General features: G+C 44.3%; 12 protein-coding genes. 4 read left to right on the forward strand and 8 right to left on the reverse strand.

From position 1 onward, the window contains the following. Window positions 1-46 precede the first annotated feature (46 nt). Window positions 47-934 (reverse strand): SDR family NAD(P)-dependent oxidoreductase, encoded by an 888-nt coding sequence (locus IOD06_RS01315; protein ID WP_189581584.1) that lies wholly within the window; start codon window positions 932-934, stop codon window positions 47-49. 508 nt (window positions 935-1,442) lie between these two features. Here IOD06_RS01315 and IOD06_RS01320 point away from each other — a divergent pair. Beyond that, window positions 1,443-1,832 (forward strand): DUF1622 domain-containing protein, encoded by a 390-nt coding sequence (locus IOD06_RS01320; RefSeq protein WP_194618674.1) that lies wholly within the window; start codon window positions 1,443-1,445, stop codon window positions 1,830-1,832. Window positions 1,833-1,864: 32 nt separating this feature from the next. On the opposite strand, the gene dusB is transcribed toward IOD06_RS01320, so the two are convergent. The 3 genes from dusB to IOD06_RS01335 all read right to left on the reverse strand — a co-directional run bounded on the left by dusB (window position 1,865) and on the right by IOD06_RS01335 (window position 5,779). After that, window positions 1,865-2,902 carry a tRNA dihydrouridine synthase DusB gene (gene dusB, locus IOD06_RS01325; RefSeq protein WP_194618675.1) on the reverse strand — a complete coding sequence of 346 codons (1,038 nt, stop codon included), beginning with the start codon at window positions 2,900-2,902 and terminating at the stop codon, window positions 1,865-1,867. Window positions 2,903-3,036: 134 nt separating this feature from the next. Then, complete coding sequence (locus IOD06_RS01330; protein ID WP_189581574.1) at window positions 3,037-5,082, reverse strand: BCCT family transporter; 2,046 nt, start codon at window positions 5,080-5,082, stop codon at window positions 3,037-3,039. 253 nt (window positions 5,083-5,335) lie between these two features. Further along, the gene (locus IOD06_RS01335; RefSeq protein WP_194618676.1) at window positions 5,336-5,779 is read right to left on the reverse strand and encodes an HIT family protein; all 444 of its coding nucleotides are present in this window, start codon (window positions 5,777-5,779) and stop codon (window positions 5,336-5,338) included. Window positions 5,780-6,124: 345 nt separating this feature from the next. On the opposite strand from IOD06_RS01335, the gene IOD06_RS01340 reads away from it, so the two are divergent. From IOD06_RS01340 to IOD06_RS01350, 3 genes are all read left to right on the forward strand, one after another. Continuing rightward, window positions 6,125-6,937 carry a hypothetical protein gene (locus tag IOD06_RS01340; RefSeq protein WP_194618678.1) on the forward strand — a complete coding sequence of 271 codons (813 nt, stop codon included), beginning with the start codon at window positions 6,125-6,127 and terminating at the stop codon, window positions 6,935-6,937. 180 nt (window positions 6,938-7,117) lie between these two features. Beyond that, entirely contained in the window at window positions 7,118-9,004 is a 1,887-nt protein-coding gene (ilvD, locus tag IOD06_RS01345; RefSeq protein ID WP_194618680.1) for a dihydroxy-acid dehydratase, read from the forward strand. A gap of 228 nt (window positions 9,005-9,232) precedes the next feature. Then, the gene (locus IOD06_RS01350) at window positions 9,233-10,480 is read left to right on the forward strand and encodes a sodium:proton antiporter (protein ID WP_194618682.1); all 1,248 of its coding nucleotides are present in this window, start codon (window positions 9,233-9,235) and stop codon (window positions 10,478-10,480) included. A gap of 13 nt (window positions 10,481-10,493) precedes the next feature. On the opposite strand, the gene IOD06_RS01355 is transcribed toward IOD06_RS01350, so the two are convergent. From IOD06_RS01355 to IOD06_RS01370, 4 genes are all read right to left on the reverse strand, one after another. After that, on the reverse strand, window positions 10,494-11,909 hold the full coding sequence (locus IOD06_RS01355; RefSeq protein ID WP_194618684.1) for a serine hydrolase: 1,416 nt from the start codon (window positions 11,907-11,909) through the stop codon (window positions 10,494-10,496). Between the two features lie 170 nt (window positions 11,910-12,079). Beyond that, a complete protein-coding gene (locus IOD06_RS01360) occupies window positions 12,080-12,604 on the reverse strand; it encodes a sulfur transferase domain-containing protein (RefSeq protein WP_194618686.1) in 525 nt (174 codons plus the stop codon). Between the two features lie 80 nt (window positions 12,605-12,684). Further along, window positions 12,685-13,599, reverse strand: a complete 915-nt coding sequence (locus IOD06_RS01365; RefSeq protein ID WP_194618688.1) for a MaoC/PaaZ C-terminal domain-containing protein — start codon at window positions 13,597-13,599, stop codon at window positions 12,685-12,687. A gap of 415 nt (window positions 13,600-14,014) precedes the next feature. After that, window positions 14,015-15,415, reverse strand: a complete 1,401-nt coding sequence (locus IOD06_RS01370) for a 3-oxoacyl-ACP reductase (RefSeq protein WP_194618690.1) — start codon at window positions 15,413-15,415, stop codon at window positions 14,015-14,017. Window positions 15,416-15,680: the final 265 nt, after the last annotated feature.

The raw sequence follows: 15,680 nt of genomic DNA on the forward strand, positions 1-15,680 counted from the left end.
CCGCAGTATCCTTTTTTAATTATTCAGAGCTAATAAAAGTTCTATTCTAGTGATGCTCACCAGGAAGAATTCTGGCAAAGGCACGCTGAGCAAGGTTTGGTTTTTTATCGGTAGTCAGTCCTGCGCGGGTACTTGGGAAAATACGATAACCCATCGATTGAATACCAACGTTGATCGCTGGTGCTAACGAATAAGTCGCCGACGCAAATTTACCCATGTTGCTGGCAATACTGTTTGGTTTATGAACAATCGCTTTCGCGACCATCATCGCCGCTTCATCCGGCATCAGCGCAGGCATGTAACGATATAGCTTGGTTGGCTCAATCATCGGTGTGCGTACCAATGGCATAAATATATTGGTAATCGTGACATTATCGCCTTTCACTTCAGCAGCCAAGCAGCGACTAAAGGCATCCAATGCCGATTTTGAGGCGACATAGGCGGCAAAACGCGGACTGTTTGCCAGTACGCCAATAGATGAGATATTAACAATTTGACCGGCTTGGCGTTCAATCATCGTCGGCAAAAATCCAAGAACTATTTTGACAGCGCCAAAGTAATTGATATCCATGGTACGCTCAAAATCATGGAAACGATCAATAGATTCGTGCACCGAACGTCGAATTGAACGACCAGCGTTATTGACCAATACATCAACATGACCAAAATCAGCCAAAATTTGCTCGCTGACTTTTTCAATCTCATCCATATTGGTCAAGTCACAAGGATAATAACTGGCCTTACCGCCAAGTTCCTCAATATTTTCTTTTACTATTTTTAGCTTCTCTTCGGTACGTGCTAATAAAATGACATGAGCGCCGCATTCACTAAGCAAAAAGGCTGTACGTTCACCGATACCGCTTGAAGCACCAGTAATGATGATATGTTTGTCTTTAACCGCTTTGCTAATTGCCTTTTTTGAGGGAGTAGCCATAAAAAATCCTTTTTGTTTATTATATTCCCAATAGTGTGCAGCTCTAGAATACCAAAATTACATTGTAATTACTCGAAAAAGTACCAGTAAAATTTGATAAAAATAATTTTGCGAACCACTAGGGTGTGTCCTCATTTTTAAAATGGTGATAAAAACGAGGTAAATGGCAGCCAAACAAGGAAACTAGCGTAGATAATATCGAGATATCCATCAGCTATAGTCAGTGAAAATTAATATCGATACATCACGTACTGCTGACATTAATTTTTCTTGCTTGCTGTGCCTGCGCAGACAGAGGCTACAAAAAATTGATATCAGCAATACCGACGCGTTTTTAGGATACTTTGACTATATTTGGCAAGATTTAGCTATTTTTAACCCATTTAGGCGTTTTCGTTTAGATTGAGTACACTACCCAGTAAAAGGGCTGCAAATTTAACATCCCATTTTTCCCAGCTTTTTGGCTATAATTGTTTTTGCAATTTACGCATCATAAGGAGAACACACCTTGGTAGAAATACTGGCTCATTATATTGATTTCATTGCCAAAATCGTTGAAGTCATTGGTGTCCTTATTATGTTCTTTGGACTGCTTTATGCTTTTTATAGAGGCGTTCGTTCAACAGGTCGTTTCACCCATGACACCTACGTCGAGATCAGACAGACGGTTGGCAAGTCCATTTTGTTAGGGCTTGAAGTGCTCATTGCTGCTGACATTATGGCTACTGTCGTTACAGAGCCTACGCTGCGTAGTGTTTTGGTACTGGGGTTTATTGTGCTCATTCGAACTTTTTTAAGCTTATCTTTACAAGTAGAATTAGAAGGTCGCTTTCCTTGGCAACACTCCAAGTCTGTGCCTGAAAAAACATCAAAGACTGAGCATGCTGATAAGTTGTAATCAGTTATTCATAGCCAATAGCTATTTATGCCTTACTCGTGAGCCTGTAAAAAATCCTCGACCACACGAAACTGCCCAGCGGTGCTATCTTCACCATACATTGCTTGACGAAAAGCATTAGAGTTTGGAATGCCCGTCGTATACCAAGCAATGTGCTTACGGGCGATTCGGCAGCCGGAGTATTCACCATAAAAGTCATATAGCTCTTGTAAATGCGCCAGTACAATTTCTTTGATTTCGCCAACATTTGGCGCATCAAGACGCTCACCAGTACGCAAAAAATGCTCAATATCGCGAAATATCCACGGCTGACCTTGTGCCGCTCGTCCAATCATTACGGCATCACAACCCGTCAATTCATAAACACGCTGCGCTTTTTGCGCACTATCGATATCACCATTGGCAATGACTGGAATGCTGATGCTTTCTTTAACCTCACGTATCAGCTCATAACGCGCTTCACCCGTATACATATCCTCGCGCGTACGTCCATGAATGGCAATGGCAGCAATGCCCGCTTGCTCTGCTCGCTTTGCAACGCGCAAAATGTTTTCACGCCCATTTTCATAGCCCAATCGTGTTTTTAAAGTGACGGGCGCATCGACGGCATTTACCGCAGCATCCAGCAAACGTGCCACCAAATCTTCGTCTTGAAGCAAGGCGGAACCCGCCAGCTTGCGACAGACTTTTTTGGCGGGACAGCCCATATTAATATCAATAATCTGTGCGCCATTATCGATCTGATAGCGAGCCGCTTCCGCCAGTTTGTTTGGCTCCGCCCCCGCTATTTGTGCAGAAATAGGGGCGATCTCATTATCGAAATTGGCACGGTATAGCGATTTTTTGCGTGCATAAAGCGCGGTATCAGCGATAATCATCTCACTGACGGCATGACCTGCGCCAAATGACTTACACAAACGGCGAAAGGGGTTATCTGTGACTCCTGCCATTGGTGCGACTATCAGACGGTTTTCAATCGTCAAGCCGCCGATATTCAACGGCTGTAATAAGGGATGATCGCTTGCAATCTGCGTTTGCAGAGTCTCAGAGACTGAAATATCTATAGACATAAATAACGGCTTACTTATTAATAAAAACAGGTCAATGAAATCAAGCCGTTATTCTAAGGGTTCATACGCATATTGCAAGCGACTCACTCGAATAACTTGCACCCACAAACATCAGTCTTTAAGCGCCAAACCAACTATTTATCAAACACGCTGCCCTGCTCCAACGTAATGTCATCATCGTGCTCTTGCATACGCCACGGCAAACTGTCCGGTGACACATTTAAGAAGTGCAAATATTTCTCGAACTGATCAATGATATCGTTGATGACGGACTCTGTCTCATAGCCATACAAATCATAGGTCTGACCACCACGGCGCAGATAAACCTCAGCACGATGATGATGCTCTTGTGGCAACTCACCTGCTGTACTTTCAGTATGGTAATCCGGCGCATCATGTTCAGATAGGCGCACTTCATACCAAAACTCGACATCATCACCGCGATGCAGCTCAAGCACGGCACGATTATTGACCGCATCATAATTGACATCAGTCGTCCAGCCTGTCTCTGCAAATTTGGCTGAAACCTCTACCATTGAGGGCATAATCACCTCTTTGATATAGTTTAAAACCTTGTCACGGGTTGGTTGATCAGTGATGTAATCGATACGATCGCGCCATGCTGATGGCTTAAGCAGGTGCGGTGGTAGTTTGCTGTCATTACCCAAGCTCTGGTTACGATGTCCTTCGATACGTAGCGCACGCCACATGCCAAACATCGATATCAATATAATAATCGCGAAAGGTAAGGCACTAACGATAGAAGCCGTTTGGAGTGCTGTTAGGCCACCGGCAAGCAATAACGCAGCGGCCACCGCCCCTTCGGTCACTACCCAAAACGTACGCTGCCACCATGGCGTATCACTCCGACCGCCTGCTGCTAACGAATCAATAACCAATGAACCTGAATCTGACGACGTCACAAAAAAGGTAATGATTAGTAGTATGGTTAATGAAGACACAAACTCAGTGAAAGGCAGGTTTTCTAGCAGTTTAAACAAGGCAATCGCTTGGTTGTTTTGTACCTCAGTAATTAACGAGGTATAACCATCTACCATAATCATATGCAATGCAGTATCACCAAATACGGCAAACCAAAAGAAAGTGAAGAACGTTGGCACTAGCATGACACCAAGTACAAACTCACGAATGGTACGACCACGGCTAATTTTGGCAATAAACAAACCAACAAAAGGTGCCCATGCGATTGTCCAAGCAAAAATAAACAACGTCCAACTACCGATCCAATCGCTGTTTTCATACGCTTGCAAGCTAAAGGTGCGCTCGACAATATTACCCAAATAGCTGCCCGTATTTTCCATAAAGGCATTTAGGATAAAGACCGTTGGCCCTACGACAAACACAAAAATCATCAGCGCAGTCGCCAGCACCATATTCAATATAGACAGCCGCTTGACACCTTTATCCATACCTGCCAGCACTGAGACCAGTGCAGCAGCGGTAATCAATGCAATAGCAATGACCTGTACGGTGGTATTAACTGGAATGAGGTCCGGTAACAGATAGTTGAGGCCAGCGTTAATTTGCGATACTGACAACCCTAAGCTGGTCGCGATACCAAACAGTGTACCCACAATTGCAAACACATCGACAGTATGACCAATAGGCCCGTAAATCTTGTCACCAATTAAAGGATATAACGTGGAGCGCATCGACAATGGTAGACCATGGCGAAAAGAGAAATACGCCAGCGATAGCCCTACCACCCCATAAATCGCCCAAATATGAAAACCCCAATGAAAATAAGCAATCTGCATCGCTTCTTTTGCCGCCTCAATAGTCTGCGGATCAGACAATGGCGGGCTGGCAAAATGCATGACTGGCTCGGCCACACCAAAGAACAATAAGGCAATGCCGTAACCTGCCGAAAACAGCATGGCAAACCATTCAAGGAATTTATATTCAGCCTCAGCATGATCAGGCCCAAGCTTGATAGTGCCATAAGATGAAAATGCCAGCGCGATAATAAACATTAAAAACAGCGCGACTGCCAACATATAAAACCAACCAAAGGTATTGGTGGTGAATGTCAAAACAGTACTAAATAGTGCGCCCGCCGCTTCAGGATTTGCAGCAGTGCCAACCACCAATAAAATCATGATGACAGCAGCAGGTACAAACACTGGCAATAAGATAGTAGAGCGAGGTAATTTACTCATAAAAAGTGATATCCTCAAATTAATACAGCTTTATTTTATGAAAAGGTTATTCGTAGAAGCAATATGAAACAGATATGCCTAACAAAATATAATTTGTATCACACTCTTTGCCTGAACCCCAGATAAGCTCTTATCTTGTAACATTACTTTAACGATTATTACATGACTATTACCAAGCAACAAAAAAGGCCGCTTGCTAGCGACCTTTTTATCTATTTTGGAACTCTCAAAAATTCTTCGTTAAAGACATATATTATTGAGCAGCAATCACTGCCGCAAGTTGCTTGGCAATTTCCGCCAGTTTTTCATGATCTGCTTGCGTCACTGCATGGCGACCCAACTCATGAATGCTCGATGGAATCAGGTGCACATGATAATGAAACACCGTTTGACCTGCTTGTGATCCATTCAACTGCATCTGAATAACGCCCTCACGCTCAAACACTTGGCGCTGCGCTTGCATGACCTTTTTGGATGTCATTAGTATTGCAGCGGCATAATCAGGTTGAAGACCTGCCAAATCAACGGCTTTTTGCTTAGGGATGACCAATACATGCCCTTCTGCTTGCGGCATGATATCCATAAAAGCGAGGGTTTTATCATCTTCATAAACCTTGTGATACGGGATATCACCGTTTAGCATTTTGGCAAAAATGTTGTTATCGTCATAATCAGCTTGTTGTTTAACTTCAGTCATTATCATTCCTTTTGGTTATTTTATGATTTTGAGTAGTGAATATGCCATCTGCAACATAGTGGACGAAATGTGGGTTAAGTACAAGCAGCAGATAGAGTCAAAATACCCCAAAAACGCGACGATACTGCTAATATTAATTTTTTGTAGCCTCTGTCTGCACAGGCACAGCAAGCAAGAAAAATTAATATCAGCAGTGCGTGATGTATCGATATTACTTTTCACTGACTATAAGTGAAAAAATCAAATTTATCTTTGTACTGACAGACCATTCAAACACGCTAATTTATTGGCGAGTATCCTCTATTAAATGTTATATTAACCCCCTATTTTGCTAACGCTGGAGTTATGAATTTGACTGCCTTGCCGACTCAATTATCAGACAATACCACCACATCGCATGACACAGATACGCTATTAGCCCATGACCTCAACGACAACACAGATGCGCCTACATCTGCAAGCGATGAACAAGTTGCTGTTGTCAGTAGCGATCAAAGTGACACTCAAAATAATAATCTCCTAAAGATAAATCCAAATACGATTGTCTTGGCAGAGGCTTTAACAGATACCACCATTAGCTGGCGTATTCATAATTGCAAAATTAGCAAAAAGACGGTCACGCAAGACTTGCCATTGCCGTTCTTATATCATTATGATAGCTTGGATGACGCTATTAAACAGACGCATCCGCTGACACCTACCTTACTCGCTCAATTTAACACACCCATGACTGCTGCTGAGGCCGCGACTCTCTTAGATATTTCTAATGATTTATTGTCTAGTCCTTGGCATGTCAAAGTGATTGGCTCGTTGGTGGTCTTTAGTGAGGCACTGCAATTAGCCGTACGTCTACATTGGACCAATACGGGCAAAGAGACGCAGCAAATATATACCAAAGATGCAGAAGACGCGATGACAGCCGCTTTTAAAGACTGGCAGTTTTTTGGTCGCGTTGATGTTCTATATAAAAACGACAAGCAAACTTTAATGAGTATCGATGAGCAAGGCAACACTGAAGAGCCATTACTAACTATTGAGGCTAGTGCTGACTATCAACAACTACTATCCTCTCATGCATTAACTGTCATTGCCAAATTAGAAGCGGATAAAGCCGAGCTACCATGGTTTGACACGGCAATTTTAGAACGCCTTGAGTAGTGTTTTAACCACAACTCCTTTATGATTGTCTATGCATTATTTTCAGTTATTCATAGCTAATGGTATGGTAACGAATTAGTATTATTCACTAGTACTCACTCTGCATAAAAAGCACACTATCCGCATCAAAGCTGATGCTGCACACGTTAATAAATCTCGCTTATTTGTAAGGAATATCACATGGATTATCGCTCAAAAACCTCTACTGGTGGTCGTAATATGGCAGGTGCACGTGCCCTATGGCGTGCAACAGGTATGACTGATGGCGATTTTGGCAAGCCAATTATTGCCATTGCCAACTCCTTCACCCAGTTTGTACCTGGTCATGTGCATCTAAAAGACTTGGGGCAAATGGTCGCTCGCGAGATTGAGCAAGCAGGCGGCGTGGCAAAAGAGTTCAATACTATTGCCGTTGATGACGGTATTGCGATGGGTCATAGCGGTATGTTGTATTCATTGCCGAGTCGCGACTTGATTGCGGATTCTGTTGAATACATGGTCAATGCTCACTGCGCAGATGCCTTGGTATGTATCTCTAACTGCGACAAGATCACTCCGGGTATGTTGATGGCTGCCATGCGCCTTAATATTCCAGTGGTATTTATTTCAGGTGGCCCAATGGAAGCGGGCAAAATTCTAGCCAGTACGGTTGGTAAAAGTCACAATAATGAAGACAGTAACGGCAGCACCGTTCGTAAGCTTGATCTTGTCGATGCGATGATGGATGCCGCTGATGACAGCATTAGTGATGAAGATGTCGCCGCGATTGAAGCCTCAGCTTGCCCCACTTGTGGCTCGTGCTCTGGTATGTTCACTGCCAACTCGATGAACTGCTTGACCGAAGCGTTAGGCTTGGCATTACCTGGTAATGGCTCGCTACTGGCGACTCACTCATTACGTCGCGAGCTATTCTTAGAAGCGGGTCGCACCATTGTCTCGCTTGCCAAGCGCCGTTATGAGCAAGATGATGATTCCGTATTGCCGCGCTCAATCGCCAGCAAGGCTGCGTTCGAAAATGCGATGACCTTGGATATCGCTATGGGCGGTTCGACCAATACTATTTTGCATCTGTTGGCTGCTGCTAATGAGGCAGAAATTGACTTTAAAATGCATGATATTGACCGCTTAAGCCGCGGTGTTCCTTGTCTTGCAAAAGTCGCTCCTGCTTCGCAAAAATACCATATGGAAGATGTGCATCGTGCTGGCGGCGTCTTTGCCTTGTTGGCCGAGCTTGATCGTGCAGGGTTACTGAAAACTGACTTGCCGACCATTCATAGTGCGACGATGAAAGAAGCGATTGATAAATGGGATATCATGAATCCTGACAATCTTGAGGCACGCGCACGCTATATAGCAGCGCCTGGTGGCGTACGCACCACTGAAGCCTTCTCACAGTCAAAAGAATGGTCAAACCTTGACGTCAACCGTGAGTCAGGCTGTATCCGCAGTGCCCAACATGCCTATTCAGCAGATGGCGGCCTTGCAGTACTGTACGGTAATATCGCTGAGCGTGGCTGTGTGGTCAAGACCGCTGGCGTTGACGAAAGCATCTTAGTATTTACTGGTCGCGCGCGACTCTTTGAGTCACAAGATGATGCCGTCGCTGCGGTATTGGCTGACGATATCGTTGCAGGCGATGTGGTCATCATTCGATACGAAGGTCCAAAAGGTGGCCCCGGTATGCAAGAGATGCTCTATCCAACGACTTATCTTAAGTCTAAAGGCTTGGGTAAAGAGTGTGCGCTACTGACTGACGGTCGTTTCTCTGGTGGCACATCAGGACTCTCGATCGGTCATGCCAGCCCTGAAGCAGCTGAAGGCGGTGCAATTGGTCTGGTTGAAGAAGGCGATACCATTCATATTGACATCCCTAACCGTACTATCAATATGCAGGTAAGCGATGCAGAGTTGGCCGCTCGCCGCGAAGTCATGGAAGCTCGTGGCCGCGATGCGTGGAAACCCGTCAGTCGTGAGCGCCATGTTTCTCCTGCCCTACGTGCTTATGCGGCAATGACCACCAGTGCCGATACTGGCGCGGTACGCGATGTGAGTCAAGTTGAGCGCTAAGCCAAAAATCTTAGTGGCCCGTTTTTAAGACATATTTATTATTATCATCCTAAGCCTGCGCGATGCAGGCTTTTTTTTCACCAAAAAACAACGTAGCAGACGTTTCAATAACGTTTTTTTGCGGTAATAAAAAAATTTTAACGTCATGATAAGGCTTGGTGATGGCGACTCTGTTTATCATTCATACAGGTTGTTTTAGATCAAGATAATTGGGACGTATTGAACGTTATGATTGAACACTATAACTTATTTTTATTGGTCTGCGGCATTGCCTTTTTATTAGGGGCGTTGTTTCCTATTATTTTTAAGCGGACACCCATCTCCTTACCTATGCTACAGGTCAGCTTTGGCTTGCTCATGGGTTATTCGTGGACGACACTGTCATTCTTGAATCCACTTGATAATGGTTTAATCGTCGAGAAATTGACTGAAATTGTGATATTGGTTTCTTTGGTTGGTGCCGGTATTAAGATTGATACTGAGCTGTCTTGGAAACTATGGCGCCCTACCGTACGCTTGTTACTTATCACCATGCCGATTGGCATCTTTGCTATGGCAGTGTTGGGGTATTATGCCTTTGGTCTAAGTATGGGCGCGGCAATATTGCTAGGCGCTGTATTGGCACCCACCGATCCCGTGCTGGCCTCTAGTATTCAAGTGGGGCCACCAAATACGGGCGGTGAAGATACACCGCGCTTTACCTTGACCTCAGAGGCCGGATTGAATGATGGATTGGCATTTCCGTTCGTTTATTTAGCGATTAAAATAGCAGAGGCTTTTAGCGAAGGGCAGCGTTTTACGGGTGAGATGCTCTGGTCGTGGTTTACTCATGATGTACTGTGGAAAATTGGCGCAGGCTTGGTGGTTGGTATTGTTGTCGGTAAACTATTGGCAAAATTGGTGTTTTCAAAGCACAGCCACGAAACGACCATTTCTCAAGGTTATGTGGTCATCGCTCTAACACTAGTGGCATATGGGTCAGCAGAATTTATACATAGTTATGGTTTTATTGCTGTATTTGTCGCGGCTTTTGCTTTCCGGCGTTCAGAGCATAAACACAGTTATCACCACAAGCTCCATGATTTTGCAGAACAGTCAGAAGGTTTGCTCATGTCGCTAGTGCTTGTTGCTTTCGGTATGTTTCTTGGTCAAGGATTGCAGTCAGGTATTGAGCTAACGTGGCGCGTTTACATCGTCAGTTTCACTTTCCTCTTATTGATACGGCCCATTGGTGGATTCATTGCCTTGTCAGGCCTGAATCTCCCACACGCCGAAAAATATGCCATCTCAGCACTGGGGATTCGTGGTATTGGCACGCTATATTATTTATCTTACGCGCTCAATCAAGGTTTTTTCGGCGAGGAAGATGCGCTCAAATTATGGGTAGTCTGTTCGATTGTGATTTTAGCTTCAATTTTTATCCACGGTCTTAGCGCCACAAGACTTCTCAAAATAGCGCCCAATAAATTACATTAACCTTAGGGTCTGTCTAGCGCTTTGAAAGCTTCGAATAGACTAAGCTAAGCACGGCTTCCGTTAGGGCAAACTGACGCACATCATTGAGCATCGTGGTATCAAAGTTATGAATAAAAGCAAAGGACAGTTGCTGCGCAGGATCACACCAAGCCACTGAACCGTTATAACCCATATGCCCAAATCCTTGCTGGTTTGCCTTTAGCATCTCACTGTCTACGTTTTGGCAAATGCTAAATAGTCGATGATAACCCAAGCGCCAATCCATATTCGCTGGCATAACGGCATCTAGTCCTCTGACTTGCGGTGTCGATAGTTGCTCAAAAGTAGCACTATCAATAAGCGTGCGTCCCTGCCATTTCCCTCCATTAGCCAACATCGCATAGATGGTGGCCAGTGCCTGCGCTGAGGCAACACCATTGGCTGCTGGAATGGCTGCCTGTAGTGTCTGGCGCTGGTAATAGTCGATAGGTTGTTTATTGGCGGGTATGAGTGCCGATTTATAATTTCTTAGATTAAGCTTGCTCGTATTGAAATATAAACCATTAATACGAGCGGTGTCTAATGTAGATAGGTTGTTTTTCTCATCATCCTGAATTGTATTTGCCGTTTCTTTATTTGCTAATGTTTGCTGCTGCCAACACCCATAACTGGGCAGATTTGCATAAGTTTGTATCGTCTCTGGTGAGTCTGCTTTTATCGTAGGTTTATGACGTCTATTACCTAGCTGTGAGCTGTCCTCATTTGACTCAGCAAAGTTTTTGGCCAGCATCGCCACTTGATCGACTTTGCTAGCAGGCACGCCGAAATAACAACTGTCGGCGATACCCAATGGTTCAGTCAGATAATGATGCAGCGCCTCAGCCAATGACATTTCAGTGACGGCTTCTATGACGCCGCCTAATACCCAGCCATAAACTAAAGCACTGTAAGCGCTGTCATATAACTCGGCATCTTCAGGTGCAGTGACTGACATTGCGGCAATTTTGCTGAGCATCAATTGCCAATCGAGCAACGCTTCGCTGTCCGCGTCAACACTCTGAATAGAAAACAAATTGGCTTGATGCGACATAACATTGCGTAGCGTAACAGCACTTTTATGCTGGGCAGCAAAGGCTGGCCAATAGCTGGCAATCGGCTCATCATAAGCAAGCAGCTGCTGCGAAACCAACACATGCACTAGCGTTGCCAATACGCCTTTACCAGTAGAAAAGTTAATCGCCAAGGTATCAGGCTGCCATGATATGTCTGGACGAGCCATGCCCACGCTCGCCTGAGCGATACATTTACCGTCCTGATAGACAACCACAGCACCGCCAGCGGGCGCATCGTCAAGCTGTAAATCAGTCAATAATTGCTGCATGCGTTTCTGAAACTCGCCATCGATTTGCTGATCAAGATTCTGGTTGGTTTTTTTATTGTTGTCAGTCATGGTTTTCCTGCTCCATTTTTTATAATTGCTAAGTGTCAAAAAAACGCCGAAGTCTTAAAAGTCCCTCAGTGCCTTAATATTGAGCATCTATTTGCTCATAAAAAAGGCCACCTATTGGTCGCCTTTTTGTTACTCAGTGCTGCTCAATAACACTTTATCATCTTTATGTCTTAGCGCGGTACTAGCAAACGCTTATAAACTTCGTCTTCAAGCTTCGTCAAGCCATGGCTGCGACCACGCTCCATGGCAGTGTCCATCTTACGACCACGAAGCCATCCTGCACGCAGAGCAATGGCTGCCCCTACTCGATTGCCAGAGCCACAATGCATGGCTATTTTTTTGCCATGATGTTGGCGTAAGATGTTATCAAATGCCAATATTTTAAGCTGCTTTAAGTCTGCAACACCGTTGATAGGCAGATGCTCATAATGCATGCCAGCTTGCGCGACTGCTGCTGCTTCATCAAAGCTCAACTCCTCGTCGGGCTGTAAATTAATGACCAGCTCAACCCCAGCTTCGGCCAAAGCCGCTACTTTTCCCTCATCGAGCGCACCGCACACAATGGTGTTTGCATCAGGACGAAAGTAAGGGTCAAACATAGTGGCGAGATCGACACCATTATCTAGAACGTTATTATCAGTAACTGCTAGGCTATTAGGTTGATCTGCATTTATTGCTGCTGTATGTGAAGTCATAATTATAAATTTGTTCGTTAGATTGGGCTATTGAGATAAAAGCTATTTGGGTCACTGATGGTCATTTTACCAACGGCTCATTAATGGTTATTGTGCAATTTAACGACACCAGCCAAATGCGGCTTATCATTTTTAGAGCTATACAAACCAAATTCACAAGTATCGTCTGCATTGTCAAGCTGCGCTACTGGCTCAGCGATAAGCTCTACTTCAGCGGGTAAAAAGATAGGCAATTTGAATGAAACGTCAACCGTACAAGCATCAGGTAGCTCGTCCATCATGGCAAGGCACTTGGCCTTTGACCACATACCATGAGCGATCGCTTTAGGAAAGCCAAACGCGCGCGCGGATAGCGGATGCAAATGGATAAGATTAAAGTCACCTGAAACAAAAGCATAACGACGACCGATATCTTCTGGCACTTCAAAGATGCTATGCACACCGTCTGCGTTCACTTCTGGCTTCATCGTTACTGGGCGCGGGGTACTTTTTTTATCTTTGCTGCTGTCTGATTTTTTACTACGGGACAGATACGTTGACGTCCCTTCCCAGATGACTTCGTCTTCTGACTTGATCGTCGTCACGAAGTCAAACTGTTGACCTTGTGCATGGTCACGCAAGTTATCAAAGGCGACCGACATAGCGACCGTCTCACGCTCACCAATAGGACGATACTGAGTCACGCTATTATCCACGTGGACCAGACCTAGCATAGCAAACGGAAATGGCTCTTTGACCATCATGTTCATTTGCAGCGACTGTGACAGCACTGAAAAATAAGTAATGGGCACTTTACCATTATCGGCAAAACCGCAAATCTTACGATAATCGTTTAGATTGCCCTGATCAATGTGCAGGTCATCCACATAATAGGTCGCTTGCGGCAGTTGATCTTTACTGATTTTGTCACTATTGCCAATAGGCAGTAGGCTTTTCACAATATTGGCGTAAGTCGTATGCGCTTTTGGCAACGCATCATAATGTTTGTCTGACATAATAAATCCTAAGTGTGGCTCAAGCTGATTTTTTAATGCATATTAAAATGCTATGAAGTCGTTGATTAAGCCTATTATTGAACGATGTTTTTTATAAGTACTGGAGTTATAAGTACTGGAGCCTGTCATCAATTAGCACATTGATACATTAATACATTAATACATTAATACATTGATACATTGATAGCCAGTCTCATAGCTATTCTCATGAACAGTATAGGCACTTATCACTACGAAAAACAATTTGGCTTATGGTTCCTGTGTTTTTATCATAAAAAAGCCACCCTTGGGCAGCTTTATTACAATTTATCAGCAATTTTTTCGTAAGCATATGTGAGGTAAATAAAAAATAATACGTTATATCACATATTTACTATGAGCAACCTCATCACTTATACCCACAAATAAACTAGAGCTATGCACCCAGCAAGCTTTGACCACAAACGCGTACAATGTTGCCATTTAGACCGCCAGAAGCAGGAGATGCAAACCATGCGATGGTTTCAGCAACGTCAACTGGTAAGCCGCCTTGGCTCATTGAGTTCATACGGCGACCCGCTTCACGAATGGCAAATGGGATGGCTTCTGTCATTTGAGTTTCGATAAATCCTGGGGCAACAGCATTGATAGTCATGCCTTTGGCATTGTCTTCTAGTTGCTTAGCCGTGGCATCAACCAAACCAATCACACCCGCTTTCGAAGTCGCGTAGTTGGTCTGACCCATATTACCAGCGATACCTGAAATTGATGAGACGCAAACGATGCGCGCATTGTCTTTTAGGACGTCATTATCAAGTAAATAGCGGTTCAGCTTAGCGATACTACCTAAGTTGATATTGATGACCATGTCCCACTTTTTCTCATCCATTTTTGCCAAGGTCTTATCACGCGTCACGCCAGCATTATGGATGATTGAATCTAGACCGCCACGATTTTGCGCCGCTTCTGCGATTTCTTTGCCTGCATCAGCACTGGTGATGTCAACGGTCAATACAGAACCACTGATTTCGCTAGCGACTTTTTGCAAGTCAGCTTGTTGCTGCGGAACATCAAGACAGATAACATGAGCGCCTTCACGAGCCAATACACGCGCGATGGCTTCGCCAATACCGCGGCTTGCACCGGTGACTAGCATGGTCTTGCCGCCTAGAGGCTGTGTCCAATCGACATCAACGTTATCGCCTGTGCTGACACGTACCACTTGTCCCGACACATAAGCTGAGCGAGCTGACGTGAAAAATCGCAAGGTTGAGTCTAAGTTTTGCTCTGCGCCTTCTTCAACGTAGATAAGTTGTGCGGTAACGCCGCGCTTAAACTCTTTACCAACCGACTTTACAAAGCCTTCAAGCGCACGTTGTGCCAATGCTGCTTCGATGTCAGTCAAGTTTTCTGGCGTACGGCCAACGATGATTACTCGACCTGACTGTTCTACGCGGCGAGCAACCGTATGGAAAAACTCATAAACTTCTTTGAGCTGATCGGCATTGCTGATATTACTGGCATCAAAAAGCAATACTTTAAACTTATCATCGCCGCCCGTGTTGGCTTTAGCTTCAACACCCGCATCAGAAAGCGCATCTTTGATGTCATCACTGCTGTTTACATACACATCAGCATGTACATCTGACAAGATACGTGCAACAGAAGCACTCACGCTTTTATCATCGCCACTAGCACGACCAACCAAGACGCTACCGCGTACCAAAGGCTGGCCACTATCAAAACGGTCAAGCTCCACTGGCATAGGCAAGCCTAAGTTTTTTGCAACTTTTTTACCAATAGAAGACTGAACAAAATCACCATAACGGTCTGACATAATATAATTCCTATAACGAAAGGTTAAGATAAGAGTAAATGAAATTTGTCTTTTATAATCACTCATACAAACACCAACAAGTATAAAGACTCATTAGCATCATAATTATTTATATTTAGTGAATGGGTACAAAACTGCCTTAACTATACACTCACATGGTAAACAAGTCCAAAAGCCAACAATGTCTATAACAATCTGTAGACAAGCCAGTATACAAGACAGTCTCTTTTTTTAGATTTAAAAATCGCCATGTTGTGCTAAAATC

The organism is Psychrobacter sp. N25K4-3-2, assembly GCF_015351755.1.
In the GTDB taxonomy this organism is placed as follows: Bacteria; Pseudomonadota; Gammaproteobacteria; order Pseudomonadales; family Moraxellaceae; genus Psychrobacter; species Psychrobacter glaciei.

Bases quoted from the DNA above. Each gene is read 5' to 3' on its own strand.
- IOD06_RS01315 (WP_189581584.1), bottom strand. From the start codon at position 934: ATGGCTACTCCCTCAAAAAAGGCAATTAGCAAAGCGGTTAAAGACAAA.
- dusB (WP_194618675.1), bottom strand. From the start codon at position 2,902: ATGTCTATAGATATTTCAGTCTCTGAGACTCTGCAAACGCAGATTGCA.
- IOD06_RS01330 (WP_189581574.1), bottom strand. From the start codon at position 5,082: ATGAGTAAATTACCTCGCTCTACTATCTTATTGCCAGTGTTTGTACCT.
- IOD06_RS01335 (WP_194618676.1), bottom strand. From the start codon at position 5,779: ATGACTGAAGTTAAACAACAAGCTGATTATGACGATAACAACATTTTT.
- IOD06_RS01340 (WP_194618678.1), top strand. From the start codon at position 6,125: ATGAATTTGACTGCCTTGCCGACTCAATTATCAGACAATACCACCACA.
- ilvD (WP_194618680.1), top strand. From the start codon at position 7,118: ATGGATTATCGCTCAAAAACCTCTACTGGTGGTCGTAATATGGCAGGT.
- IOD06_RS01350 (WP_194618682.1), top strand. From the start codon at position 9,233: ATGATTGAACACTATAACTTATTTTTATTGGTCTGCGGCATTGCCTTT.
- IOD06_RS01355 (WP_194618684.1), bottom strand. From the start codon at position 11,909: ATGACTGACAACAATAAAAAAACCAACCAGAATCTTGATCAGCAAATC.
- IOD06_RS01360 (WP_194618686.1), bottom strand. From the start codon at position 12,604: ATGACTTCACATACAGCAGCAATAAATGCAGATCAACCTAATAGCCTA.
- IOD06_RS01365 (WP_194618688.1), bottom strand. From the start codon at position 13,599: ATGTCAGACAAACATTATGATGCGTTGCCAAAAGCGCATACGACTTAC.
- IOD06_RS01370 (WP_194618690.1), bottom strand. From the start codon at position 15,415: ATGTCAGACCGTTATGGTGATTTTGTTCAGTCTTCTATTGGTAAAAAA.